The 24,659-nt window shown below is 62.2% G+C and carries 20 protein-coding genes; 13 read left to right on the top strand and 7 right to left on the bottom strand.

The features are described 5' to 3' along the window. Positions 1 to 392: 392 nt before the first annotated feature. Together pta and ACPW74_RS01715 are read right to left on the bottom strand one after the other, a co-directional pair. Positions 393 to 2,546, bottom strand: a complete 2,154-nt coding sequence (gene pta, locus ACPW74_RS01710; RefSeq protein ID WP_041211116.1) for a phosphate acetyltransferase — start codon at positions 2,544 to 2,546, stop codon at positions 393 to 395. 70 nt (positions 2,547 to 2,616) lie between these two features. After that, a complete protein-coding gene (locus ACPW74_RS01715; protein WP_104451799.1) occupies positions 2,617 to 3,819 on the bottom strand; it encodes an acetate kinase in 1,203 nt (400 codons plus the stop codon). Between the two features lie 301 nt (positions 3,820 to 4,120). Here ACPW74_RS01715 and yfbV point away from each other — a divergent pair, with 301 nt between their 5' ends. Beyond that, positions 4,121 to 4,561, top strand: coding sequence for a terminus macrodomain insulation protein YfbV (gene yfbV / locus ACPW74_RS01720; protein WP_029313829.1), 441 nt, complete (start codon positions 4,121 to 4,123; stop codon positions 4,559 to 4,561). A gap of 52 nt (positions 4,562 to 4,613) precedes the next feature. Here yfbV and ACPW74_RS01725 read toward each other — a convergent pair whose 3' ends face one another. From ACPW74_RS01725 to ACPW74_RS01735, 3 genes are all read right to left on the bottom strand, one after another. After that, positions 4,614 to 5,114, bottom strand: a complete 501-nt coding sequence (locus ACPW74_RS01725) for a YfbU family protein (RefSeq protein WP_039040945.1) — start codon at positions 5,112 to 5,114, stop codon at positions 4,614 to 4,616. Positions 5,115 to 5,309: 195 nt separating this feature from the next. After that, the gene (gene bcp, locus ACPW74_RS01730; RefSeq protein WP_201995996.1) at positions 5,310 to 5,774 is read right to left on the bottom strand and encodes a thioredoxin-dependent thiol peroxidase; all 465 of its coding nucleotides are present in this window, start codon (positions 5,772 to 5,774) and stop codon (positions 5,310 to 5,312) included. Positions 5,775 to 5,797: 23 nt separating this feature from the next. Further along, a complete protein-coding gene (locus tag ACPW74_RS01735; RefSeq protein WP_010673166.1) occupies positions 5,798 to 6,331 on the bottom strand; it encodes a glycine cleavage system protein R in 534 nt (177 codons plus the stop codon). Between the two features lie 188 nt (positions 6,332 to 6,519). Between ACPW74_RS01735 and dapA the strand changes: the two genes are divergently transcribed. From dapA to ACPW74_RS01750, 3 genes are all read left to right on the top strand, one after another. After that, a complete protein-coding gene (gene dapA, locus ACPW74_RS01740; protein WP_201995998.1) occupies positions 6,520 to 7,407 on the top strand; it encodes a 4-hydroxy-tetrahydrodipicolinate synthase in 888 nt (295 codons plus the stop codon). After that, positions 7,400 to 8,518 (top strand): outer membrane protein assembly factor BamC, encoded by a 1,119-nt coding sequence (gene bamC / locus ACPW74_RS01745; protein ID WP_029313833.1) that lies wholly within the window; start codon positions 7,400 to 7,402, stop codon positions 8,516 to 8,518. Before dapA ends, bamC begins: the two co-directional genes overlap by 8 nt. Positions 8,519 to 8,687: 169 nt before the next feature. Beyond that, complete coding sequence (locus ACPW74_RS01750) at positions 8,688 to 9,791, top strand: phosphoribosylaminoimidazolesuccinocarboxamide synthase (RefSeq protein ID WP_039040947.1); 1,104 nt, start codon at positions 8,688 to 8,690, stop codon at positions 9,789 to 9,791. A gap of 123 nt (positions 9,792 to 9,914) precedes the next feature. Here the strand turns inward: ACPW74_RS01750 and ACPW74_RS01755 are convergent, their stop codons facing one another. Continuing rightward, positions 9,915 to 10,517: a short chain dehydrogenase gene (locus ACPW74_RS01755; RefSeq protein WP_041211120.1), complete on the bottom strand. Its 603-nt coding sequence runs from the start codon at positions 10,515 to 10,517 to the stop codon at positions 9,915 to 9,917. A gap of 97 nt (positions 10,518 to 10,614) precedes the next feature. Between ACPW74_RS01755 and ACPW74_RS01760 the strand changes: the two genes are divergently transcribed. The 4 genes from ACPW74_RS01760 to ACPW74_RS01775 all read left to right on the top strand — a co-directional run bounded on the left by ACPW74_RS01760 (position 10,615) and on the right by ACPW74_RS01775 (position 13,546). Next, a complete protein-coding gene (locus ACPW74_RS01760) occupies positions 10,615 to 11,517 on the top strand; it encodes a LysR family transcriptional regulator (protein ID WP_042016837.1) in 903 nt (300 codons plus the stop codon). Positions 11,518 to 11,591: 74 nt separating this feature from the next. After that, positions 11,592 to 12,236 (top strand): DUF2057 domain-containing protein, encoded by a 645-nt coding sequence (locus tag ACPW74_RS01765; protein ID WP_279981829.1) that lies wholly within the window; start codon positions 11,592 to 11,594, stop codon positions 12,234 to 12,236. A 52-nt stretch (positions 12,237 to 12,288) separates the two neighbouring features. Further along, a complete protein-coding gene (locus ACPW74_RS01770) occupies positions 12,289 to 12,735 on the top strand; it encodes an HIT domain-containing protein (protein WP_048208798.1) in 447 nt (148 codons plus the stop codon). A 118-nt stretch (positions 12,736 to 12,853) separates the two neighbouring features. Next, on the top strand, positions 12,854 to 13,546 hold the full coding sequence (locus ACPW74_RS01775; RefSeq protein ID WP_029313837.1) for a DUF3334 family protein: 693 nt from the start codon (positions 12,854 to 12,856) through the stop codon (positions 13,544 to 13,546). A gap of 61 nt (positions 13,547 to 13,607) precedes the next feature. On the opposite strand, the gene ACPW74_RS01780 is transcribed toward ACPW74_RS01775, so the two are convergent. Further along, on the bottom strand, positions 13,608 to 14,606 hold the full coding sequence (locus tag ACPW74_RS01780; protein ID WP_279981828.1) for a DUF2860 family protein: 999 nt from the start codon (positions 14,604 to 14,606) through the stop codon (positions 13,608 to 13,610). Between the two features lie 202 nt (positions 14,607 to 14,808). Here ACPW74_RS01780 and arcB point away from each other — a divergent pair, with 202 nt between their 5' ends. From arcB to ACPW74_RS01805, 5 genes are all read left to right on the top strand, one after another. Then, complete coding sequence (gene arcB / locus ACPW74_RS01785) at positions 14,809 to 17,121, top strand: aerobic respiration two-component sensor histidine kinase ArcB (protein WP_279981827.1); 2,313 nt, start codon at positions 14,809 to 14,811, stop codon at positions 17,119 to 17,121. A 29-nt stretch (positions 17,122 to 17,150) separates the two neighbouring features. Further along, positions 17,151 to 18,527, top strand: a complete 1,377-nt coding sequence (gene dgt / locus ACPW74_RS01790) for a dGTPase (protein ID WP_279981826.1) — start codon at positions 17,151 to 17,153, stop codon at positions 18,525 to 18,527. A gap of 293 nt (positions 18,528 to 18,820) precedes the next feature. Next, a complete protein-coding gene (locus tag ACPW74_RS01795) occupies positions 18,821 to 19,024 on the top strand; it encodes a hypothetical protein (RefSeq protein ID WP_080768051.1) in 204 nt (67 codons plus the stop codon). Between the two features lie 144 nt (positions 19,025 to 19,168). Further along, the gene (locus ACPW74_RS01800) at positions 19,169 to 23,443 is read left to right on the top strand and encodes a transporter substrate-binding domain-containing protein (RefSeq protein WP_279981825.1); all 4,275 of its coding nucleotides are present in this window, start codon (positions 19,169 to 19,171) and stop codon (positions 23,441 to 23,443) included. Beyond that, positions 23,436 to 24,647, top strand: coding sequence for an EAL domain-containing response regulator (locus ACPW74_RS01805; protein WP_029313841.1), 1,212 nt, complete (start codon positions 23,436 to 23,438; stop codon positions 24,645 to 24,647). Before ACPW74_RS01800 ends, ACPW74_RS01805 begins: the two co-directional genes overlap by 8 nt. Positions 24,648 to 24,659: the final 12 nt, after the last annotated feature.

A 24,659-nucleotide genomic window follows, 5' to 3' on the forward strand; every position in this document is an offset into this window, starting at 1 on the left:
GTAGGGATGCAGGCCACAGCATCAGGAGGTTATCGAGGGGGTGAAAGAGAAGGGGGAAGGGAGGGTCTTCACCTGTCATTTTCTTTCAAATGATCGGTAAACTATCCACAAAAGCTGTGGAAAACTCTGTAGATTAGCGGTGTGTCTGGCGTTAGTCGCATGATCTTAAAGGGATATTTCAATTTGATCCTGGCTGGATCGCATTTGTGCAATCCCCAGGCGAGGGGGTGAGCGTTTGCTTATCCCTCGAGCCTTGCCAAGGGCGGAACGCGGATCTGTCCGTGGATCCGGACGGGATCCCGACCTGATCTTGCGGATCAACATTTCTGGGCGCGAGCCATAAAAAAACCCGCCTTTCGGCGGGTTTTTCATTGCATCGGACTGCGGGTCGATTACTCGGCCTGGGCTGCCTGGATGCCGGTCAGGGCGATGGTGTAGACGATGTCGTCCACCAGGGCGCCGCGGGAGAGGTCGTTGACCGGCTTGCGCATGCCTTGCAGCATGGGGCCGATGGAGACCAGCTCGGCGGAGCGCTGTACCGCCTTGTAGGTGGTGTTGCCGGTGTTGAGATCCGGGAACACGAACACGGTGGCCTTGCCGGCAACCGGGGAGTTCGGTGCCTTGGACTTGGCGACGTTCTCCATGATGGCCGCATCGTACTGCAGCGGGCCGTCGATGATGAGGTCGGGACGCTTGGCCTTGGCCAGCTCGGTGGCTTCACGCACTTTCTCCACATCCGCGCCGGCGCCGGAGGTGCCGGTGGAGTAGGAGATCATGGCCACGCGCGGCTCGATGCCGAAGGCGGCAGCGGAGTCGGCGGACTGGATGGCGATCTCGGCCAGCTGCTCGGCAGTGGGATCCGGGTTGATCGCGCAGTCACCGTAGACCAGCACCTGATCCGGCAGCAGCATGAAGAAGATGGAGGAGATCAGGGAAGAGCCCGGGGCGGTCTTGATGATCTGCATCGGCGGACGGATGGTGTTGGCAGTGGTGTGCACGGCGCCGGATACCAGACCGTCGACCTCGTTGCGCTCCAGCATCATGGTACCCAGTACCACGTTGTCTTCCAGCTGCTCGCGGGCAACCACTTCGGTCATGCCCTTGTTCTTGCGCAGCTCGACCAGACGGGCCACGTAACGCTCGCGTACGGCAACGGGATCGATGATCTCGACGCGGTCGGTCAGGATCACGCCCTGCTGCTCAGCGACGCGGCGGATCTCGTCCGGGTTGCCCAGCAGCACCGGACGGGCGATACCGCGCTCGGCACAGATGGCGGCCGCCTTGATGGTCCGCGGTTCTTCCCCTTCCGGCAGCACGACGCGCTTGTTGGCCTGACGGGCCAGCTCGGTCAGCTGGTAGCGGAAAGCCGGCGGGCTCAGGCGACGGGAACGGGTGGACTTGGCGGAGAGAGACTCGATCCAGTGCTTGTCGATGTGACCAGCAACGTAGTCCTGCACCAGCTCGATACGCTCGCGGTCATCTTCCGGGATGTCGACGTTGAAGTTCTGCAGGCTGACGGCGGTCTGCCAGGTGTTGGTGCCGGTGATCATGATCGGCAGACCGGTGGCCATGGCCTGTTGGCACAGTGCCATCACCTGCGGTTCCGGGTGGTAGTTGCCGGTCAGCAGCAGGGCACCCAGCTTGACGCCGTTCATGGCGGAGAGGCAGGCGGAGACGATGACGTCGGAGCGGTCGCCGGAGGTCACCAGCAGGCTGCCCGGACGGAAGTGCTCGATCATGTTGTGGATTGAGCGGGCGCAGAAGGTCACGGTCTGCAGGCGGCGGCTTTCCAGCTCACCCTTGTTGATGATCTTGGCGGCCAGGTGCTTGGCGAGATCCTTGGCGCGCGGTGCGATCAGCTGGGTGTTCCAGGGGATGCAGCCGAGGATGCGCAGCGGACTCTTGCCGAAGACCTGCAGCACTTCCAGGTTGTGGCCGGTATCGGCGCCGTGGTGGTGCGCTTCGAACATCTCGGTCAGGTCGGGACGGGTCACGCCGTGCTCGTCAACCGGGGCACCCACCTTGTTGATGACGCAGCCCACGATGCGCGGGTTGTTGACGCCACCGAAGTTGGAGCAGGCCAGCTCGATGCGCTCTTTGAGCTTCTGGCTGGAGTCGTTGCCCGGATGGGTTACGAACACCATGTCGGCGTCCAGCGCCTTGGCGACGTCGTAGTTCAGCTTGTTGGCAAAGGGTTGCTTGTCGGTCGGAACCAGGCCCTCGATCACCACCACTTCGGCACCGCTGGTCTTCACGTGCTCTTCGAAGCGGGCCACGATCTCTTCCAGCAGGATGTCGGTGTTGCTGGAGGTGATCATGTTCTCGGCGTAGGAGAGGGCGAACGGCTCGGGCGGGTTGATGTTGGCAGCGGCGCGGATCACGGCGGTGGAGCGCTCGGTACCGGTTTCACCCGGACGCGGCTGGGCGACCGGTTTGAAGAAGCTGACATTGACACCGTGACGTTCCATGGCGCGAACGACGCCAAGACTCACGGAGGTTACGCCGACACCAGTGCCGACCGGGATGAGCATAATAGTGCGTGCCACTTATTACCCCTTGTTCATTTTTTGGGATCAGGAAAAGGCCGCCCTGGGGCGGCCTTGCTCTACAGCTAATTTATGCGCCGACCAGTTCCAGCGCGTCGTGGGCGATGACCCACTCTTCGTTGGTCGGGATAACCAGGGCCTTGGTAGAACCAGCCTTGGTGATCTCGCCGCCCTTGCCGAAGCGAGCCTTCAGGTTGGCGTCGTGGTCGACGTCAAAGCCCAGCAGGCCCAGCTTGTTCAGGGTGATCTCACGGATCGGGGCGGAGTTCTCGCCGATGCCGCCGGTGAAGACCACAGCATCCAGACGACCGTCCATGGCGGCGGCGTAGGCACCGATGTACTTGGCCAGACGGTAGCAGTACACGTCCATGGCGCGCTTGGCTTCTTCCTTGCTGTCGTAGTTGTCTTCAACGAAACGGCAGTCGGAGGTGACTTCGGTCAGACCCTGCAGGCCGGATTCCTTGGTCAGCATGGTGTTGATCTCGGCAACGCTCATGCCCAACTTGTCGTGCAGGAAGAAGATGATAGCCGGATCGATGTCACCGGAACGGGTACCCATCACCAGGCCTTCCAGCGGGGTCAGGCCCATGGAGGTGTCGACGGACTGGCCGTTCTTGATGGCGCAGACGGAGCCGCCGTTGCCCAGGTGGCAGTTGATGATGTTGAGCTCTTCCACCGGCTTGTTCAGCTGCTTGGCCGCTTCCAGGCTGATGTAGTAGTGGCTGGTGCCGTGGGCGCCGTAGCGACGGATGCCGTTCTCTTTGTAGAGCTTGTACGGCAGGGCGTACAGGAAGGCTTCTTCCGGCATGGTCTGGTGGAAGGCGGTATCGAACACGGCGATGTTCTTCTCGGCCAGTTCCGGGAAGACCTTCAGGGCGGCACGGATACCGATCAGGTGAGCCGGGTTGTGCAGCGGTGCGTAAGGAATGGCGGCTTCGATGCCGGCAATGACGTCATCACAGATGCGAACGGAGGAGGTGAAACGCTCGCCGCCGTGTACCACGCGGTGGCCGATGGCGATCAGGTTCTTGGACAGTTCCGGGTTGAGCGGCAGGATCTTGTGAACGATGAAGTCCAGCGCTTCCTGGTGAGCGGCACCGGCACCCAGATCAGCGTTGCCTTTCTCGCCGTTCAGCTTCCACTTGATGCGGGCGTCGTCGAGGTTGAAGCATTCGGCCAGGCCGGACAGCAGGTCATCACCGGTGGTTGCGTCAATGACAGCAAACTTCAGGGACGAGCTGCCACAGTTAAGAACAAGAACCAGCTTACTCATGAATAAATCCTATCGCAGATTGGGTTGGGTTGGAGGATGCGCCGGACGCGGTGCGTCCAAAAACTATCAACTTATCCTTATGAGGGTTGGCAATCTGTTGCTTGCCCCTTGTATAGTGATACAAGACCCGAAATTCAGACGTCCCTGACTGGTCAGTGGCCGTGCCCCTGCGTAAAAATGGGCGTACAAAGGATAACCTGATTGTTGAAAAATAACAAAGTCATCCTCAACCTTTGTTATTGCCTCTCAAATATTGTCGAGGTTTTGCCGTTAATGCGTTCGAAAAGAGCTCGGAGGTAGCATGAGCATGAACATTTTTGGAACTAAATTACAGCAAGGCCGTCATTATATGACTCTTTGGCCGCGCCGTCCCGAGCTTAATTCCATGTTCCCGGAGAATCGGGTGATCAAGGCCACCGAATTCGCCCTCAAGGTGATCCCGGCACTGGCGGTGCTCAGCGTCATGGTGCAGTTCCAGTTTGGCGAGCTTCATTACTGGCCCTCCGTGATGGCGTCCGTGCTCTTCCTGCTCAGCCTGCCGCTGCAAGGGTACTACTGGCTCGGCCAGCGCGCCGATACCCGGCTGCCCCCCTCCCTCGCCACCTGGTATCGGGAGATAAACGGCAAGATGAACGAGCAGGGCGGTCAACGTCAGCTGGTGGCCCGTCCCCGCTACGAAGAGCTGGCCGATACCCTCAACGCCGCCTTCAAGCAGCTGGACAAATCCTTCCTCTACGAATGACTTTCCGAAGTCAGACTGACGACAAAGGCGCCCTCAGGCGCCTTTTTCACATTCAGGCGGCCAGCACCTTGCTGATCTCCTGGATGGAGAGCTTGTACTGACGGGGGCACTGACGCCAGACCGCCAGCATGCGCTGGTACTTGTCCCGCATGGCGATGTCGCTGGAGAGCTCATCGCAGGGGCAGGGCAGTTCGGGGAAGCGCTTGTCCACTTCCAGCAGGAAGCAGACGTAATCCGCCAGTTCCCGCTCCTGGCTGCGGCTGTAGCCGTTGAAGGCAAGGCGGCTCTCGTTGACATCGGCCCGGGCGCTGGCATCCAGGTTACCCCAGGAGATGGCCAGTGCATGGTGCAGCTCCAGAGTGTCCAGCACCTCCTGGCAGGTGGCGAGATCCAGATGGCCGAAGCTCTTCTCCAGCTCGAGGATCTGCAGGCAGTAGCCGCGCTCGACTATGGTGCTGGCACGCTGGTAAAACGCCGCCTTTTCCGGATTGAGTTTGGCCAGGATCTCGTACTGGTTGCTCAGGATCAGGCGTTCGGTGTGGCTCATGTTCATGGGCTGTCTCGCTGGAAAATGAATCTGGGGTCACGTTAACCCATATCCAGGATGAATTTTTTGATCTGAGAGGGGAGGTTGGCGAGAAAAGGGGGGGAAGAGGCGCCCTGGTGAGCCGCCAGAGAGTGGGGCTGATGCCGTGGTGAAACGAGCAGGGCCCGCCATGGCGAGCCCTGCAACAATGCCGCTGGCGGCTTAGCCCTTGACGAGGTCGAGCACCACCTGATGGTGATCGCTGGTCTTGAACTTGTCGAAGCGATGGGCAACCTTGCCCTCTTCGTCGATGAGGAAACTCAGGCGATGGATGCCGTCATACTCCTTGCCCATGAACTTCTTCGGGCCCCAGACGCCAAAGGCATCGGCCACCGCGTGATCCTCATCGGCCAGCAGGCGGAAGTTGAGGTTGTCGCGCGCCTCGAACTTTTTCAGGCGCTTGGCGCTGTCCGGGCTGATGCCGAGCACCACCACATTGAGGGCAGCCAGCTCGCTATTGACGTCGCGCAGACCGCAGGCCTGGGTGGTGCAACCCGGGGTCATCGCCTTGGGGTAGAAATAGATCAGCACCTTCTTGCCGCGCAGGTCGGCGAGGCGAACCTGATTGCCGTCCTGATCGGAGAGGGTGAAATCGGGGGCCTGGGTACCAGCTTCTAGTGGTGACATGGGGTCTCCTCGGATAAACGCCGTCAGGCGTACTTGTGATTGACGATGAATTCGAACGACTCGGCGCCCAGTCCACGACAGAAATCGGCGAAGGCTGTCTTCGAGCCAGGCTCTTCTCCCTGCTTGGAGAGATTCAACTGAAAGTTCGCCTTGAGCAGGTTGAAGGGCTGCTGTTCCAGGGTGATGGTCTGCATGGCCTGGATGTCCCAGCCGTGATCGCTGAAGAACTGGGTGCACTGACTTACGATGCCCGGCTGATCCCGGATCAGCACCTCTGCGCTGGCGCTGATGTCATATTGCAGGGAGTGGTGGCGCTCGGTGCGTTTCATCATGGTGATGAGATCCCACTCCTGGCTGCGCAGTGGGAGGCTGATTTCCAGTTGCATCAGGCTGTTCCAGTCACCGGACAGGAGCATGATGAAGGTGAATTCGTTGCCGAAGATGCCAAGACGGCTGTCGACAATGTTGCAACCGCAGCCACTGACGTGACGGGTCACCTCATTGACGATGCCAGGCCTGTCCGTGCCGATGGCCGTTACGACCAGGTAGTGAGTCATAAATCGTCTCTCGTCCATTATTGAGAATGCGTTGACCGCGGGTGCCGGCACCCTGCCGGGAGGCCTCTTGTGCGCTCGTGCATTCATACGTTTTGTGCCGGATGGTAACACGGCTTGTCCCGTGCCTCCCTTGTTTTTCAAAAGGGGCAGCTTTACCATTACGCCCCTGAAAATCGGGAGAATTATCCATGTTACGCGGTAGTATTGTTGCGCTCGTTACCCCCATGCTGCCTTCGGGCGACATCGATTGGGTCAGTCTGGCAGCGCTGGTGGAATATCATGTGGATGCCGGGACCAGCGCCATCGTCGCCGTGGGAACCACGGGAGAGTCGGTCACCCTGAGCGAGCAGGAACATATCGCCGTGGTTGAGAAGACGGTGGAATACGCCGCCGGACGCATTCCCGTCATCGCGGGCTGCGGATCCAACAATACTGCTCACGCCATCGCCCTCTCCCAGCGTTTCGCCACCATGGGCGTGGTGGCGGGTCTCTCGGTTACCCCCTATTACAACAAACCCACCCAGGAAGGCCTCTATCGTCACTATTGTGCGATCGCCGAGGCTAGTGGTCTGCCTCAAATTCTCTATAATGTGCCCGGTCGCACCTGCTGTGACCTCAAACCGGAGACGGTGGCCCGTCTGGCCAAGGTGCCCGGCATCATAGGTTTGAAAGAAGCGACTGGCGATCTTGGCCGTACCCCGCTGCTGCGCGAATTGTGCGGGCCGGATTTTGCGCTTTATAGTGGCGATGACGCCAGCGGATGTGATTTTATGCTGCAAGGGGGCGATGGTGTCATTTCGGTCACCACCAATATTGCGGCGCCCCAGATGGCCGACATGTGTCGTGCTGCCCTGGCCGGTGATGCCGGGCAGGCTCATGACATCAACAATCGATTGATGCCGTTGCATCAGACTCTGTTCTGTGAACCGAGTCCCATTCCGGTGAAATGGGCCTGTGCCCGGCTGGGATTGATGGCGACGGCGACCTTGCGTCTGCCCCTGACCGATCTCACCCCCGAGGGGGAAGCGGCGATGGCGCGAGCACTGACGACTGCGGAGTTGATGGCGAGTGTTTAAAGCAAATGGAAAGGGAAATGCAGTGCGCCTGGTACTGAGTGTCGCGACGGTGGCCGTGCTGGCTGCCTGCAGCTCACCCCAGGAACGCAAAATGGCCAACCGTGGCTTCGAGTATGAAGAGAGCCGCCTCGAAGGCCGCGCCTTCCTTGTGCCCGCCGGGTTGAGTACCCCCGCCTTTAACAGCAATTTCGACATTCCGGCCCTGCCCGAGAGCAGCCGTGAGGGCGCCCTCGGGGCCAAGGTGGACGTGCGTCCACCCGCCCAGTTGCTCACCGTGGTGCCCGGCAGCCAGGTGGTGGCCAATGCCAGCGAGCCAACCGTTGCCTTCTATGCCCTCAGCACTTCCCAGAGCGTGGAGCGCGATACCTGGGCCTTCCTGATGAACTTCCTGGCCGAACACAAGGTCACTACCGAGAAGCTGGATCAACAGGACGGCGTCTTGCAGACCGGCTGGTTTGACAACTCAGCGGTGCTCGATGGCTGGGCGGAAGATGACGATGACTTCAAGATCCGTCAGCGTTACCAGTTCACCCTGCGCAACGATGTGCAGCGCCACGCCATCAAGATGTCGGTACGGGTGCTGGATCACGAAGAGACCATCGACGGCGAGACCAGCACTGTGCTGACGCCGGCGGACGCCCAGCGTTATGCTACCCGCGCCCTGAACCAGTTCTCCCTCTATTACGACAAGCAGCTCAAGGCCCGTGAACAGCACAAGTCCAGCGATGGCATGGGGCTGGAGCTCGGTCTGGACAACAACGAGCTGAGCGCCTGGATTGCCGAAGGGTCGTTTGACCAGGTATGGCGCCGCCTCAATCAGGTGCTGCCTGCCTATGGTTTCACCATCAAGGATACCCAGCAGTCCCTGGGCTGGATCGACGTGGAGTACGATGAGCCGGACAGCGAGTTCTGGAAGGCCAAGGGAGCGGAGCCCTTCAAGCTCGAGGAAGACAAGTATCGCTTCCAGCTCGGCGAGATGACGGGCGGCAAGACCTCCATCACCCTGTTCGACAAGGACAAGAAGCCTGTCGCATCCGGTGTCATCTCCCAGATGTACATCAGCCTGTCCGAGGCCTTTGCCAAGGGCTTGGCCGATCAGGGGGCGAAGTAAGCATGAAAACAGGGGCCTCGCGCCCCTGTTTTGTTATGTCCGGGTTGCCGCAGGGCCAGCGTGCCGAGCCGGTTGCCCCGGGCCTGAGTACCTGATGATGTGAATCCCCCACAGACAGGGGTCTGGTGCCCCTGCCTAACTAGTCCCACAACAGGAAGTGTTATTAGCCATGAGTCTTGCAGATCAAGTATTGGCGGTGAACGACGATTTGCCGATCCGTACCGATAAACCTGTCCATTCCGGCAAAGTGCGCAGCGTCTACTGGTTGACCCCGGCAGACAGTGCCCGGCTCATTCGGGAGAAAGGCTATGATGTGCCGGCCGATACGCCCCTGGCCCTCATGGTGATCAGTGATCGCATCTCGGCTTTCGACTGCATCTGGCAAGGGGTGGACGGTCTGAACGGCGTGCCGGGCAAGGGCGCGGCGCTCAATGCCATCTCCAGCCACTGGTTCAAGCTGTTCAAGGAGCAGGGGCTGGCGGACAGCCACATCCTGGACATCCCGCACCCCTTCGTCTGGATCGTGCAAAAAGCCCGTCCCGTGATGATCGAGGCCATTGCCCGCCAGTACATCACCGGCTCCATGTGGCGTGCCTACAAGGATGGTGAGCGGGAATTCTGCGGCATCACCCTGCCGGAAGGGCTCAAGAAGGATCAGAAGCTGCCCGAGATCCTCATCACCCCGTCCACCAAGGGGATCCTCAAGGGGCTGGATGGCGTGCCGGAAGCGGACGACGTCAACGTCTCCCGCGGCGACATCGAGCGCCACCATCAGGCCTTCGGCTTCCGCTCCCCGGCGGACATCGACCGCTACGAGGCGCTGCTCAAAGAGGGCTTCAACGTCATCAGCGAGGCGCTGGCTGCCCTGGATCAGGTCTTCGTCGACACCAAGTTCGAGTTCGGTTACGTGACCGATGCCGCCGGTCGCGAAAAGCTCATCTACATGGATGAAGTGGGCACCCCCGACAGCTCCCGCATCTGGGACGGCGCAGCCCTTCGCGGCGGCGAGATCATCGAGAAGTCCAAAGAGGGCTTCCGCCAGTGGCTGCTGAACCACTTCCCGGATCCGGACATCCTGCTCAACAAGAACCGCATGCCCGAGCGCTTCGCCCTGGCCCGTGACAACAAGCTGCCCACCGAGGTGATGATGGATATCTCCCGCACCTATGTGGGGATCGCCGAGAAGATCATCGGTCAGCCGCTGGTACGCAGTGCCAATCCGAAGCAGGAGATCATCGAGGTACTGCGGGAGCAGTACGGCCTGATCGACTGAGGCCGACCGCTTTTTTTGCCGCAGGCGAACAAACGTTTGCCGGTGGCAGGGGAGGCGTTTGCAACGCAGATGACAAAACGGGCCCCATGGCGGGGCCCGTTTTCATTGGGTTGTCCGGAGCGCTCAGCCATTGACCCGGAAGATCTGACCGGTCTGTACCCCCAGTACCGATTTCTTGTAGGCCTGGGCCACCCGGGCGGCGGGTACCGGCACGAAGCCCGGGAAGAAGTCGGCATACTTTCCCATGGACTCTTCCAGCACGGTGGGGCTGACCACGTTAATGCGAATGCCCCTTGGCAGCTCGCAGGCGGCCCCTTTCACGAAGTGCTCGATGGCACCGTTGATGGTGGTGGCGCTCACCCCCCAGTGGATGGGCTCCTCACTCAGAATGCCGCTGATGAGGGTGATGGAGCCACGGTCACTCAGGTGGGCAATGGCGGCCCGGGTCAGGTTGATCTGGCCCATCAGCTTGCTCTGAAGCCCCACCTGCCACTGCTCGTCCGTCATCTCGGTCAGGGCATTGAAGGCGACGCTGCCGCTGGCGACCACTAGGGCATCGAAGGATCCGACCTGCTCGAAGAGCGCCCGGATGGAGGCGGGGTCGCGCATGTCCACTCTGGCATCCCCCTGGCTGTGACCGACCCGGATCACCTGGTGATCCTGGGCAAGCAGTTCGCTGACGGCGGCGCCAATGGTGCCGGAGGCACCCACAATCACAATCTTCATATCTATCGCTCCTGGTTGAGATGAGTTGATGATAGCGGGATAAAAAGGGATAAAAAGCGCTTATGATGAACCCATTGTTTCCATATTGGAGCTAATGATGGATATCACTCACCTGGCCAGTTTCTATGAAGTGGTGCAGCGGGGCAGTTTCTCCGCCGCTGCCGATGCCCTGGGGGTGAGCAAGGGGATGCTGAGTCGCCATGTCAGCGCCCTGGAGTCCGCCCTCAATGCCCAGCTGCTCCAGCGCACGACCCGCAGACTCAGCCTGACCGAGGCGGGGCGGGTGCTTCACCAGCAGGCCGGTGAGATCTTCGCCCTGGCCCGGGAGGCGGAGGAGGGGATCCGCGCCCTGACCGAGGAGGACAGCGGCCGCCTGCGCTTCACCTGCCCGGTCAGCACGGGGGACCGCATGGTGAGCGAGCTGCTCGCCCGTTTTGCCGAGCTCTGCCCCGGCGTCCAGGTCGAGCTCAACTTCACCAATGCCATGATCGACATGAGCCAGGGGGAGAATGACATCGCCCTGCGGGCCATGGAGCTGATCCCCGACAACCTGGTGGCCCTGCCGCTCGGCAGGCTCAAGGATGTGGTGGTGGCAAGCCCCGCCCTGCTGGCGCGGGAGGGGATCCCCGCCACTCCCTATGAGCTGGGAGGGCGCTCCTGCCTGCTGCAGGGCCATAACCCGGACTGGGAGCAGTGGCACTTTCGCCAGGGGGAGGAGGAGGCGCACATCCTGGTGCAGGGGCGAGTGCGGGCCAACCACTACAGCACCCTGCTGCAACTGGCCCGGGCGGGCATGGGCTTTGCCAAGTGTCCGTTGATGCTGGTGGAGGCCAGCCTGGCCCGAGGGGAGCTGGTGGCCGTGCTGACGGAGTGGCAGACCGGCCTGCACCCGATCCATGTGCTGCACGCCCAGCAGCGCCGGGTGCCGCGCAAGATCCGGCTGTTCAAGCAGGTGCTGGCCCAGTGGTTTGCCGAGCGGCCCCATTATCTGCTGGGGTGAGCCTGCATCCCGTTATTTTTCTGTCATCTGGGGCTGCTACCCTGCGCCCTTCATCGCGAAAGGAGAGTCAGGGAATGAAGCGTCATCAGGGTTGGGCAGGGGTTGCGCTGCTGTGCTGCGGCGGTGTGCAGGCCGAGGTCAGGGTCGAGGTGCCCCGGGATTTCCAGATCCTGGCGGTGAGCGCCGGCAAGGTGCAGGACGAGCAGCATGCCGTGCTGGCCGACGGGGAGCAGCAACTGCTGGTGCGCTACGAGGGGGTGATCCCGAGTCGCAACAGCAGCGACAACGATCGCCAGGTTCGCTCCGAGCCTCAGGTGCTTCGCTATGAGGCCCGCGGGCAGTCGGTGCGCCTGCAGGCTCCCGTGCCTGCGGACGAGGCCGGGATGGAACGCTACGCCAGGGCCCCTGTCCTGGGCCTGGTGGCGGGGGGGCAGCCCCTCGAGGTGCGCCAGGATACGCTGATGGTGCAGGGGATGCAGATCGGCATGGACTGGCATGCCAGGCTGATGGAGTACAACCGTGGCGAGGGGCCTGCCGTGCTCGCCGGTGCGGCGGATGTGACTGCGGCCGCCGTGGCGACGCCCCGGGCCTCCTCCGTGCCGGCCAGCGCCCTGGAAGGGCAGTTGCAACAGCTTTTCCTGCAGGCGGACCCCGCGCTTCGAAAGCGCTTCATCGGTTGGGCCGTGCCGCGCCTTTCAGTTTGCTCCCCGTTGCAGTAACGTGGGCACATCTTTGATTCCCGATGTGCCCATGTTGATCAGCGAGGCCCCCATGTTTGAATTGCACCCCCGCCTTCAGGCGGATACCCGGATACTCGGGGATCTGCCCCTGTGCCGCGTCCTGCTGGCCAAAGACAGCCAGTATCCCTGGCTGATTCTGGTGCCCCGGGTCGCCAACCTGCGGGAGATCCATCATCTGGCCCCCGAGCAGCAACAGCAGTTGATGCAGGAGTCCTGCGCCGTCGCCACCCTGATGGAGCGGGCACTCGGCCCGGACAAGATCAACGTGGCGGCCCTCGGCAATCTGGTGCCTCAGCTGCACCTGCACCACGTGGCCCGCTTCAGCTCGGATGCGGCCTGGCCCGGTCCCATCTGGGGTGCCTGTCCCGCCATTCCCTATGAGGAGCAGGCCTTGCAAGGGGCGGCTGCCAGTTGGCAAAGCCGTCTGGCTACCCTGGATGGATTTCAGCCATTTCTGACTGATAATCCAGTCAAGTGAGAGGTGGCTCGCGCTTTGGGCACCGGGATCACGCAATCTGTTAGCGTATCGCGCCGGTGCATGGTGACATGGGCGACACGAGTGACAGCCCCATTATTTCGATCAGCAGGAAGGTTCCATGATAGTGACAAGATCCGAGGATGATGCCGTATTGACCACAGAGGACGTACTGCTGAGCCTGTGCAATTCGGTGACGAGCGTATTGAGTGCGGCGACCCAGACCCAGGTGCGCTTCTCCGGCATGGTGCAGCGGATCAGCAAGACCTGCCTCAAGCCTGACATCGGCTGTTTCGTGCTGTTTGACGGCGGCTTCTCCGGGCTGGTGGTGATCAACTTCTCCGCCGCTGCGGCCATGGAGCTCTACCAGAGCTACATGCTGAGCATGGGGCTCTCCAAGGAGGATCTCGCCATCTCCCACACCTCGGACGAGGTGAGCAACGTCATGGGCGAGCTGATGAACCAGATCGTCGGCAGCTTCACCACCAAGGTGGGGCGTGAGCTGCAGACCCACATCACCCAGAACCAGCCCAAGATGCTGGCGCTCAACAAGCAGGTGATGCTGAGCGTCGACACCAACCTCGACAATCCCGAGACCCGCCGGGTGACCTTCTTCACCGCCAGCAACAACATCTTCTATCTGGAGCTGGCCATGGACAAGACGGAGTTTATCCGGATCCATGATGGCGGCGTGCAGGAGGAGGTGGATCCCGACGAGCTGATCGCTCAGGCCAAGCAGTCAGCCAAACCGGCACCGGCGGCCGCGCCGGCGAGCAACGAGCACGACGATCTGCTGGATTCCCTCGGCATCTGATGGTCGAGGGTTGTGCAAATGAAGAGGCCACCCCGGGGGTGGCCTCCTTGCTTGGTACGGGTCAGAAGTTGTAAAGCAGCCCGGTACTGAAGCGAAGCGCCTCGGCATCGTAGAAGTCGATGTCGGAGTCGGCGCTGGAGTAGGCAGCGGTGAAGGTGGCGGCAAGGGGTTTGATGCCGAACAGGTTGTGCCAGAAGAAGGTGCCATTGAGGGCGAACTCGCTGGCATCGGCGCGCTGGCCGAACAGGGGATTCGCCTCGTCATACTTGCGCTTGCCGGCGTAGAGGTTGCTCACGATGGACCACTGGGAGGCGTGCTTGGCATAGGTCAGCTGCAGACCGGTGTTCTTGAAGCTCTCCGCACTCCCGTCCAGGCGGGCCTCCTTGTAGAGGAAGGCGGGCTCCAGCAGCTGGTCGCCGCCGAAGTGGTACTGGTAGGAGACAGCCAGGTCGTGGACCTTGCCGTTGCGGCTCAGCATGGAGGCGTAGTGGGTGCCGTGGGTCAGGTCATATTGCTGGCCGCTGCGCTCCTCGTCGAGCTCCACTTCCCGGCTGGTCAGGGTGGCGTAGACGTTGCTGCCCCAGATCCTGTCCCAGGCAAAGCGCACCCCTTTCGAGGTGAGATCGGTGGCGCTGCGGTCCACGCCGGTGGCGAAGGGATCGCTCCACACTTCCACCGGCATGAGGTTGAACACCAGGGAGGTGGCGACGATACCCTTGTCACCCATCTCCTGGCGCAGACCGAGTTGCTGGGTAAAGTCGAAGCGCACCGCGTCCTGGATGAGGTTGCCGAGGAAGACCTGGGTGCGGGTATCGGCGAAGGTGTAGCGGATATCGGCATTGAGCAGCGGGCTCAGACCGCTTTCGCGGCCGGGGGAGCCCAGATCATCGATACGGCTGTTGCTGTCGTCACCGGCATAGAAGTTGGACTTGTGGCTGCCGGCATTGACCCCGCCCAGCAGAAAACCGGACCAGCCGGTCTGGCGGGGGATCTCCCCCAGATCGGCGTGGGCGGTGGTGGCGACCAGCAGGCCAAGGCTCAACAGAACATGATTTCGCATCGGGTATGCTCCTGACATAACGAATGAGAAGGGTGACAGTGTGCCCCGGTATTCCGGTGGAACCGGTGCTGACTGAGGCATGGCAGGCATGCTACCCCAGCCGGAGTGTGACGTTAATCAATAATTGAATACGCGACGGACAAGAGTTCATGGCGCCGTACTGGTATCCTGTTTGCGCAAGAAAAGGGGAGAAAACAACGAGATGAAGCAGATCAAATCCTGGGCGCAATATTACGTCGACCTGATGACCAAGCTGGGACTGGTGCGCTTCAGCATGTTCCTGGCCACCGCCATCATAGTGCTGGCCGTTTCGATCCAGATGGGGGTGACCCTGTTTTTGCGCGGCACCGTGGACATTGTCGACCTGGTGCGCTCTGTCTTCTTCGGCCTGCTGGTGACCCCCTGGGCCGTCTATTTTCTCTCCATCGTGGTGGATCAGCTGGAGGACTCCCGCCAGCGGCTGACCCGGATGGTGCGCAAGTTGCAAGACATGCGCGAGCGGGATCTCGAGCTCAACAGCCAGTTGCAGGAGAACATCAGCCGCCTCAATGCCCAGATCGCCGAGACCAACCGGGCCGAGACCCTGCGCCAGCAAGCCATCGAGGATCTCGAAAACGAAGTATTCCAGCGGGAGAAGGCCCAGTTGCATCTGGGGGAGCGTACCGCCCTCTTGCGCTCCTTCATCGACTGTTCCCCCGATCTGGTCTATTACCGCAACGAGGACGAGCAGTTCTCCGGTTGCAACCGCGCCATGGAGGAGCTCACCGGCAAGGTGGAAGCGGAACTCATCGGCCTGACCCCGTTCGATGTCTACAAGCACGACATCGCCAGCAAGGTGGTGGAGACCGACAAGCAGGTCTTCGCCCAGAACGAGCCGCTCACCTATGAGCAGTGGCTGGAGTATCCCGATGGCCGCAAGGCCTACTTCGAGCTGCGCAAGGTGCCCTTCTTCGACCGCTTCGGCAAGCGACTCGGCCTGCTCGGCTTTGGTCGCGACATCACCGAGCGCAAGCAGTACCAGGACAAGCTGGAGAAGGCGAGTCGGGACAAGACCACCTTCATCTCCACCATCAGCCACGAGCTGCGTACCCCGCTCAATGGCATCGTGGGCCTGAGCCGGATGCTGATGGATACGCCCCTCGATGCCAGACAGCAGCAGCAGCTCAAGACCATCCACCTGAGCGCGGTGACGCTCGGCAACATCTTCAACGACATCATCGATCTGGACAAGCTCGACCGTCGTCGGCTGGAGATTGCGCCGGCTCCGCTGGATTTGCCCGCCTTCCTCGACGAGCTGGAGACGCTGTCGCGCATTCAGGCGGAGCAGAAGGGGCTCTATCTGCACTTCGACCGGGACGGCGACATGCCCCAGTTCGTGATGGCGGACGGCACCCGGCTGCGTCAGGTGCTGTGGAACCTGGTGGGCAATGCGGTCAAGTTCACCGATGAAGGGGGCGTCACCATACGCTGTCTCGCCCACGCCGCTGATGAACCGGGCAAGCTGGCGCTGCACTTCGAGGTGGAAGACACCGGGGTGGGCATTCCCCGTGCCCAGCAGGAGAAGATCTTCGCCATGTACTATCAGGTGCAGGGCAAGAAGCACGCCACCGGTACCGGCATCGGTCTTGCGGTCTCCCGCCAGCTGGTGCAGGCCATGGGCGGTCAACTCTATGTGGACAGCGACCTGGGCGAAGGCGCCTGCTTCACCGCCGAGCTGGAGGTGGACTGCGTCGAGCCCAGGGCCGCGGCCCCGGAGCCCGAGATGCCCTCCCTCGACATCCTGCTGGTGGAGGATGTGGAGCTCAACGTGACTGTGGCCTGCGCCCTGCTGAACAAGCTCGGCCATCAGGTCAAGGTGGCGCGGGATGGTGCAGAGGCGCTGGCCATGGCCAACCCGGATGATTTCGACTTGATCCTGCTCGACATCCAGCTGCCGGACATGACGGGGTTCGATGTGGCGGAGCAACTGCTCGCGCGCTACGGCGACAGCCTGCCCCCCATGGTGGCGCTCACCGCCAACGCCACCGGCGATCGCCAGTACTACCGGGATCACGGCATGCAGGATGTGATCAACAAGCCGCTGGGCTCCAAGGCGGTGCGGGAGGTGATAGGCCACCTGTTTGCGGATCTCGCCGGGGACGAGGCGGACGAGCAGGACGATGTCCACCATCAGGATGCCCTGCTGGATCTGCCCTTCCTCACCGATTACGCCAGCACGGTCGGCAAGCCGGTGCTGCTCTCCAGCGTCGAGCTGTTCGAGAAGATGATGCCGGACTACATGGCGGTGCTCGACTCCAACATGATTGCCAGGGATCAGGCCGGTGTGGTGGAGGAGGCCCACAAGATCAAGGGGGCGGCGGGCTCCATCGGCCTGCGCCGGTTGCAGCAGACGGCCCAGCTTATCCAGAGCCCGGATCACCCCGCCTGGTGGGAGAACGTGGAAGACTGGATTGAAACCCTGCGTCGGGAATACCCGGGTGACATCGCCCGCCTGCGGCGCTGGCTGCTCTCGTAGACACGACGCCTCAGGCAAGGAGCCACGACATGTATGACCGTTTGATCCCCCCCGAGCGCATTCACCCCTGGGGAGACGAAGACCTGCTGGAGGCGACGGAGCAGGACCGCACCCGCATCGTGCAGGCGGCGCCGGTGCGTCGGTTGCAGCAGAAGACCCAGGTCTTCCCGCTCGATGTGAAAGCCTCGGTGCGCAGCCGTCTCACCCATTCGCTGGAGGTGCAGGAGACCGGTCGCCAGATCAGTCGCCGCATCCTGGCGGCGCTGCCGGCCGGAGTGGTGTGCGAGGGGGCCTTCATCAATCTGGTGGAGATGTCCTGCCTGTTGCACGATGTCGGCAACCCGCCGTTTGGCCATTTCGGCGAGCAGGTGATGAGTCAGTGGCTTGCCCAGGAGCTGGACGGCCTCTTCGCCCGTGCCCACGACCAGTTGCCGAGCCCCCAGTGGGCACCCCTTCGCCAGGATCTGCTGGTGTTTGACGGCAATGCCCAGAGCCTGCGACTGGTGCACAGCCTCCATGAGCTGAACCTCACCCTGGGGCAGCTGGCGGCGCTGTGCAAATACCCGCAGCAGCCCCTGCCGGGCCTGCACCATCCACAGGGCTATGGTCAGCACCACGGCTGGACCAGCAAGCGCGGCATCTTCTTCAGCGAACAACCCCTCTATCGTGCCCTCGGCCAGAGCCTGGGGCTGGCCGAGGGGTGCCGTCATCCGCTGGTCTACATCATGGAGGCGGCGGACGACATCTCTTACTGCATCGCCGATCTCGAGGATGCGGTGGACAGGCGCATCCTCACCCAGAGCGAGCTGCTGGCAGCCCTGCGCGAGGCGGACGAGGGCGGTTACATGACCGACCTGCTCGATGAGGCGCTTGCCTCCGGTCGGGGGTTCTTCCCCCATTTTCGCCAGCATCTGACCCGGGATCTGGTGGCGCTGGCCGCCCATACCTATGTGGCCGAGCACGATCAGATCCTGAGCGGGGCCTATCCTCAGGCGCTGCTGCACGGTCAGGCTCCGGCAGCCCGGGTACTCGATACCCTCAAGCGGGTGGCTCGCGAGCTGGTGTTCATGCGCCCGGAGGTGGAGGCGCTGGAGCTGGAAGGCTATGCCGCCCTGCGCGGGGTGCTCTCCACCTACGCCTGCCTGCTGGCCCTGCCCGCCAGCCAGTTCGAGCGGCTGCTCGCAGGTAACGGCGGGAGCGAGCTCTTCTTTGCCCGGCGGCTGTTCCACCGCCTCTCTGCCCGCCACCTCAAGGCGTACCGGCTGGCGGTGGCGAGCCGGGATCCCCGTTTCGAAAAGGAGAGCGAGCAGGAGTGGTACTACCGGGTGCGGCTGCTGCTCGATTATGTGAGCGGCATGACGGATACCTATGCGCTGGAGGAGTTCCGGCTGTTGTCAGGGATTTGACTGAACCTCTTTTTGGCCGTATTCCACCCATATGGGTGGGAGAGATATTGCGTAAAATTCGGTGTTTTTTTACACTGCGGCAACTTGTTCAACTTTCACACGGTAAGGAGACGACCATGCAACATTCCATGTTCAACGTTGCGTTCGATCGCTGCTCTGGCAGCGCGAAGACTCGTGCTCTTTATTTGCCGCGTGGAGGGGACAGGTAACACCTGCTTTTTTCATCACCCGCGGTTGTCCCGCAGGGTGATCACCTCTCTCCGGGGGAACCGCACGTTCAACTGGAGAATATTATGTCTATCGAACTCGCCCTGCTGCGCCACGTAGAGACCCTGGTTCAAAAAAGGATCACCCGGCTGGAGCGTCGCGTCAGCTACCTGCACCTTTCGCCAGCCCTGCTCAAAGACATCGGGCTGGAAGGGCAAAATGTGCAGATCGCCCACATCCGTGAGCGGGAGTTTCAAACCGGTTTCCGGCTCGGGAATCGAATAACCTGATGGGAAGGGGCCCGGCCCCCGACCTGGTGGATGGCAGGCCTGGGCCTGCCATTTTTCTTTCCTGATGAGCATTGTCTCAATTTAGTTGTCGCACATTGCGCCAAACACTCTATGATCCCCCTCCGTTTCGTATGGGAGTTGATAATGTTCCGCCGCTGCTGTCGTCTCATCCTGCTATGTGGTCTGGCTTTCTGGAGCCTGATGGTTGCGGCTGCGCCGGCGCAACTGGACCAGAGCAACTTCACCCTGGACGAACTGCACTGGCTTGCCACCCATGATGAACTGGTTGTCGGCATGCCTTCGGCGGCCTGGCCACCCTATGTCTATACCGATGGGCGCGGCAATTTCACCGGCCCCCTGGATGAGTTCGCCTCCCAGATTGCAGCCAGGCTGGGAGTGAGCCTTCGCTACCGTGCCTATGCCAACAATGCGGCGGTCCAGCAGGCCTTGCTGGATGGCAAGGTCGACATGTTGATCGGGGTGGCTCCGAGCCCGACTCGCACCCTGCAGATGCAATTTACCTCCGAGCTGATGGCACTGCCCCGGGCCGTGCTGTTGACGGGGGGACGCGAGAGCCTCTCCCTGGAGGAAGCCTATGGGGTGCGCTGGGTCTGCGTCTTCGGTGTCAGCGCCTGCGATGAGCTGCTGCGCCTGGGGATCTCGAATCTGATCACGGCCGACAGCCGTGACGAGGCGATCTTCATGCTCAAGGAGGGCAAGGCGGATGCCTATCTGGCCGAGCTGCCCATGCTGAACAGGCTGCAAGCCATGGCGGGCATGGCGCTGGCCAGGATCGACTGGATGAGGGATACCTCCCTCGCCATGGCCGTGGCGCCCGGGAATGATGTCTTGCAGGGACTGCTGGAGCGGGCCCTCGAGGATATCTCTCCCTTGGAGCGTCGCGCCATTCTGGAGGCGGGGGACATCCTCGACTATGCCCTGGTGAAAAGGAGCAGGGAGATCGTCTTCAATCCGCAGGAGCAGGCGTGGTTGCAAGCACATCCGGTCATCCGCTACGGGGTTGCCCCGGATTGGCCCGGGATGAGCGAGGTGGACGACAGGGGGCGGCTCAAGGGGCTCATTGCCGATCTGCTGACACTGATGAGCCAGCGTGCCGGGCTCCAGTTCACCCTGGTGCCGACCCGGAGCTGGGCCCAAAGCATAGCGCTCTTCCAGGATCGCAAGCTGGATCTCATCCCGGCCATGACTCCCACCGCGGAGCGTCAGCAGTTTGCCCGGTTTACCCCCAACTACGCGTCGATCAACCGGGTGGTCGTGGCGAGGCAGGGGATGGCCGAGCTCACCGCCGCCAGGGCACTGAAAGGGCACAGGGTGGGCATGGTGGGGGGCTCGGTGGAGCAGGTCTTGCTGAGCGAGGTGGGGGCCATCGCCGTGCCGGTGGCCAGCGATGCCGAATTGCTGCCCCTGCTGGACCAGCAGAAGGTCGACTATGTGCTGATGAGCACCACCACCCTGGAGCAGTCGCTGCAAAAGGGATTCAGCGACCGCTACCAGGTGGTCTTCTCCGGCAGCGACCTGCGGGTACCCATCGCCATGGCGACCCAGTTGCAGGACCCCATGCTGCAGCAGATCCTCACCAAGGTACTGATCGCCATTCCCCCCGACGAGCTCTCCGCCCTGGAGAAAAAGTGGCTCTCCCTGACCATACAGACGGGACTGGATCCGAAGACGGTGCTGCTCTGGTCCTCCCTTGGCGGCGGCATTTTCCTGCTCTGCCTCTTGCTGTTCATGGGCTGGAACCGGACGTTGCGCCGCCAGATCAGCCAGCGGCGGGAGGCCGAGCGGCGGCTCGAGGAGCAGCTGGTGTTTGTCCAGATGATGCTGGATGCCCTGCCCAACCAGGTGGTGCTGACCAACGAGCGCTATGAAGTGGCAATGACGAACCGGGCGTACCGGCAGATGTTTCTCGGCGGGGAGAACCTGACGGGCTCCTATGAGCGGTTGCTCCAGGATCGATTGCCCGAGTCGATCCGCGCCAGGGTGATGGAGGAGGATGCCAGCGTCTGGGAGAGCGGAGAGGAGCTTCATGGCCGGGGCGAGATCCGGTTTGATGACGACCGCCTGCACCAGATGATCTACACCAAGCGGCTCTTTGCGGGGCCCGATGACAAGCGGCTCGGGATCCTGACAGTGCTGACCGACGTGACCGAGCTGGAGCAGGCGCGGTTTGCGGCCCAGGAGGCGCAGACCCGGCTGACCCAGATCACCGACAGCATGCCGGGTCTGGTCTATCAGTATCACTGGCTTGGGCCGGGCAAGGGGCACTTCCTCTACACCTCGCAAGGGGTCAGGGAGATGGTGGGGGTGGAAGAGGACCTGGTCGGCATGGCGGTCACCGGTGCCTCCATCCTGGGGCTGACAGGCAAGGTGCACCAGGACTTCGTGGCCACGGTGGATCGTCATGCCCTGAGCATGCAGCCGCTGGATCTCGAGGTGGAGATCCGGCGCCAGGGGGAGGCGGGCTATTTGCAGATCCGTGGTCACTTCGTTCACCAGGAGGGGCTTGAAGGGGTCATATTGAACGGCGTGGTGCAGGACATCACCAAGCTCAAGCGCCAGGAGCTGGAGCTGCGCCAGGCCAGGCGGGTGGCGGAGGAGGCGACCCAGGCGCGCAGCCGCTTCCTCGCCACCATGAGTCATGAGCTTCGCACTCCCATCTCCGGCATGCACGGCATGCTGGAGCTGCTGCAAATGAGCCCGCTGGATGACGATCAGCGCTACATGTTGCGCAATATCTCGACCTCCACCAACCACCTGCTCTATCTGGTGAACGACATCCTGGACTTCTCCAAGATGGAAGCCGGGCAGTTGCAACTGCATCCCCATCACTGCCGCCTGACCTCGGTGATTTGCGATGTCATCCGGGGACATGCGGCCCTGGCCTATGGCAAGGGACTCATTGTGACGCTGCGGTGGGGGAATACGGTGCCGGATCTGGCCTGCATCGACGGGATCAGGGTGGGGCAGGTGATCTCCAATCTGTTGAACAACGCGGTGAAGTTCACCGAGGCAGGGGCGATCGCCATCCAGGTGGATTATGAAGACGACCGGCTGGCCTTCCGGATCCGGGATACCGGGATAGGCATCGCCCTGGAGCAGCAGCGCACCCTCTTCATCCCGTTCAAGCAGGTGGAGTCCGACACCAACCGCCGGTTTGGCGGCACCGGGCTTGGGCTTGCCATCTGTCATCAACTCACCCAGAAAATGGGGGGGAGCCTGACCCTGGAAAGTACCCCCGGAATGGGCACCTGCGTGACCTTCACGCTGCCCCTGGCCGAGTGCCAGTGGGAAGCGCCCCCCCTGACCGGTCAGGTATGGTGGTGGTTTGGGGAGGATGAGGGGCTGGAATCGGTGATGGCCAGGCTGGGCGCCAGACTGGTACGCATGGAGGCACACCATTGGCAGCAGCCCCTCGAGGGGCATCTGCTGGCGCAGGAGAATCACCTGGAACAGGCCCTTGGCAGTGACTGGCTGGCCTGTTTGCAGCGTTCGAACCTCAAGGGCATAGTACTCTCTCCCCATGAGGCCCTGCGAGGGCGCATGGGGGGCGACGCCTGGTGGCGACTGGGACAATCGCCCCTCTACCCCGATCTGTTGCTGGAAACCTGCCAGTCACTGTTCAACCAGCAGGCGAGCCAGTCGAAGGGGATGGAGGGGGAGAAGCTCAAGGGGCGGGTGCTGGTGGCCGATGATCACCCCGTCAACCGGGCATTGCTGACGAGACAGCTCGCTATCCTGGGGCTCGAGTCCGAGGTGGTGGAAGATGGCGAGGAGGCGCTGCGCGCCTGGCAGGGGCAGGACTTCGCCCTGCTGCTGACCGACTGCCACATGCCGGTGATGGATGGCTATGCCCTCACGCGAGCCTTGCGGGATGCCGGGGACAGTGCTCCCATTATCGGGGTGACGGCCGATACCTCTGAGGAGGCGAGCCAACAGATGCGTGATGCCGGCATGAACGACATGCTGTTCAAGCCCTACAGCCTGGATGCCCTGAGCCAGACCCTGGGACGCTGGTTGCCGACTCAGGAAGAGCAGCTCGCCTCGGAGGCGCCCCGGCAAGCCAGGGTTCAGCTGCCAGGCATAAGCTGGTTGACCCTGTTCGGGGATGAGGCGGTGGCACGCAGCATGGCCAGCGAATATCTGGACGCCAACGAGCAGGATGGCGAGGACATGAGGCTGGCGCTGGCCAGCCAGGATACCCAGGCGCTGGTGGAGACGGCACATCGCATCAAGGGGGCCGCGCGCATGGTAGGACAGCAGGCATTGGCAGAGGAGGCGGCCCGGCTGGAGGCGGCGGCCAGATTGAAACAACTGGACAAGCTCGATGACCTGGCCAGGGCGGTACAGGCATTGATGGACTCTATCAGAGGTGAAACGGGGTTATGGCTCGATGAATAGCGCACGGCATGAGTTGGCGATCATGGTGGTGGAGGATCACAACTTCCAGCGCAAGGCCCTGATGCACCAGATCCGTGGACTGGGCTACGGCAACCTGCTGGAGGCGCAGGACGGGGAGGAGGCGCTGGCACAGTGCCAGCACCACAGGGTCGACATCCTGTTCTGCGATCTGCGCATGCCCGGCATGGATGGCATGGCGCTGCTGCGCCGCCTCTCCCTTGGCGGGTTCCGCGGCGGCATTGTGCTGTGCAGCGCCCTGGAGGATGACGTGGTCGATGCCGTGCTGCGCATGAGCCGGGCCTATGGCCTGCAGGTGCTGGGGCGCATCGAGAAACCCGCGTCTCCCCAGCAGATCGCGCAGCTCATCGGTGCCTGGCGGCCCCAGCAGGTGCGTAGCCAGGAAGAGGATGGTTATCACCTGACCCTGGATGAGCTGCGCCGGGCGCTGGATCAGGACCAGTTGCTGCCCTGGTATCAACCCAAGGTGGGTTTTCACAACGGGGAGTGGCTCGGCATGGAAGCGCTTGCCCGCTGGCAGCACCCCGAATATGGCCTCATCTCGCCGGCCCGTTTCATCCCGCTGGCGGAGCACAACGGGCTCATCGACCCGCTCACCGAGGTGATCATCGGCAAGGCGCTGCGGGACGGCCACCTGTGGGAGAAGACAGGGCTCTCCCTGAACCTGTCGATGAACCTGTCCACCACTTCCCTCATTGAGGGGGATCTGTGCAACACCCTGCTCAGCCACTGCCAGCGCTGGAGCATCAACCCCGAGCTCATCACCCTCGAAGTAACCGAGAGCGCTTTCGTCAAGGATCTCGGCAAGTCGCTGGAGGTGCTGACCCGCTTGCGGATGCACGGTTTTGGTCTCTCCATCGATGATTTCGGGACCGGCTACTCCTCCATGCAGCAGCTCGCCCTGCTCCCCTTTACCGAGTTGAAACTGGACAGATCCTTCGTGGATCGCTGCTATGAAGATCCCTCTCGCCTAGCCATCATCGAGTCCAGCATCGAGCTGGCTCGCAAGTTGGGCTTGAAATCGGTGGCCGAGGGGGTCGAAGATGAGGCGACCTGGCAATTGCTGGCGAAGCTGGGGTGCGATCAATGCCAGGGCTTCTTCTCCGCCCGTCCCATGCCCCGCGAGGAGCTGCTGGGATGGCATCAGGGTTGGCAGGCTCGTTTGCCCGCGCTCATCAGACGCTAATCCCGGGCAGGA

This window comes from Aeromonas sp. INTO2 (genome assembly GCF_049860605.1).
GTDB classification, from domain to species: domain Bacteria; phylum Pseudomonadota; class Gammaproteobacteria; order Enterobacterales; family Aeromonadaceae; genus Aeromonas; species Aeromonas caviae.

Coding starts and splice junctions, on each gene's coding strand:
- ACPW74_RS01770 (WP_048208798.1), top strand. CDS start 12,289: ATGTTTGAATTGCACCCCCGCCTTCAGGCGGATACCCGGATACTCGGG.
- ACPW74_RS01725 (WP_039040945.1), bottom strand. CDS start 5,114: ATGAACATGAGCCACACCGAACGCCTGATCCTGAGCAACCAGTACGAG.
- dgt (WP_279981826.1), top strand. CDS start 17,151: ATGTATGACCGTTTGATCCCCCCCGAGCGCATTCACCCCTGGGGAGAC.
- ACPW74_RS01755 (WP_041211120.1), bottom strand. CDS start 10,517: ATGAAGATTGTGATTGTGGGTGCCTCCGGCACCATTGGCGCCGCCGTC.
- arcB (WP_279981827.1), top strand. CDS start 14,809: ATGAAGCAGATCAAATCCTGGGCGCAATATTACGTCGACCTGATGACC.
- ACPW74_RS01760 (WP_042016837.1), top strand. CDS start 10,615: ATGGATATCACTCACCTGGCCAGTTTCTATGAAGTGGTGCAGCGGGGC.
- ACPW74_RS01750 (WP_039040947.1), top strand. CDS start 8,688: ATGAGTCTTGCAGATCAAGTATTGGCGGTGAACGACGATTTGCCGATC.
- ACPW74_RS01715 (WP_104451799.1), bottom strand. CDS start 3,819: ATGAGTAAGCTGGTTCTTGTTCTTAACTGTGGCAGCTCGTCCCTGAAG.
- ACPW74_RS01780 (WP_279981828.1), bottom strand. CDS start 14,606: ATGCGAAATCATGTTCTGTTGAGCCTTGGCCTGCTGGTCGCCACCACC.
- ACPW74_RS01735 (WP_010673166.1), bottom strand. CDS start 6,331: ATGACTCACTACCTGGTCGTAACGGCCATCGGCACGGACAGGCCTGGC.
- ACPW74_RS01805 (WP_029313841.1), top strand. CDS start 23,436: ATGAATAGCGCACGGCATGAGTTGGCGATCATGGTGGTGGAGGATCAC.
- ACPW74_RS01765 (WP_279981829.1), top strand. CDS start 11,592: ATGAAGCGTCATCAGGGTTGGGCAGGGGTTGCGCTGCTGTGCTGCGGC.
- dapA (WP_201995998.1), top strand. CDS start 6,520: ATGTTACGCGGTAGTATTGTTGCGCTCGTTACCCCCATGCTGCCTTCG.
- bcp (WP_201995996.1), bottom strand. CDS start 5,774: ATGTCACCACTAGAAGCTGGTACCCAGGCCCCCGATTTCACCCTCTCC.
- ACPW74_RS01795 (WP_080768051.1), top strand. CDS start 18,821: ATGTCTATCGAACTCGCCCTGCTGCGCCACGTAGAGACCCTGGTTCAA.
- ACPW74_RS01800 (WP_279981825.1), top strand. CDS start 19,169: ATGTTCCGCCGCTGCTGTCGTCTCATCCTGCTATGTGGTCTGGCTTTC.
- ACPW74_RS01775 (WP_029313837.1), top strand. CDS start 12,854: ATGATAGTGACAAGATCCGAGGATGATGCCGTATTGACCACAGAGGAC.
- yfbV (WP_029313829.1), top strand. CDS start 4,121: ATGAGCATGAACATTTTTGGAACTAAATTACAGCAAGGCCGTCATTAT.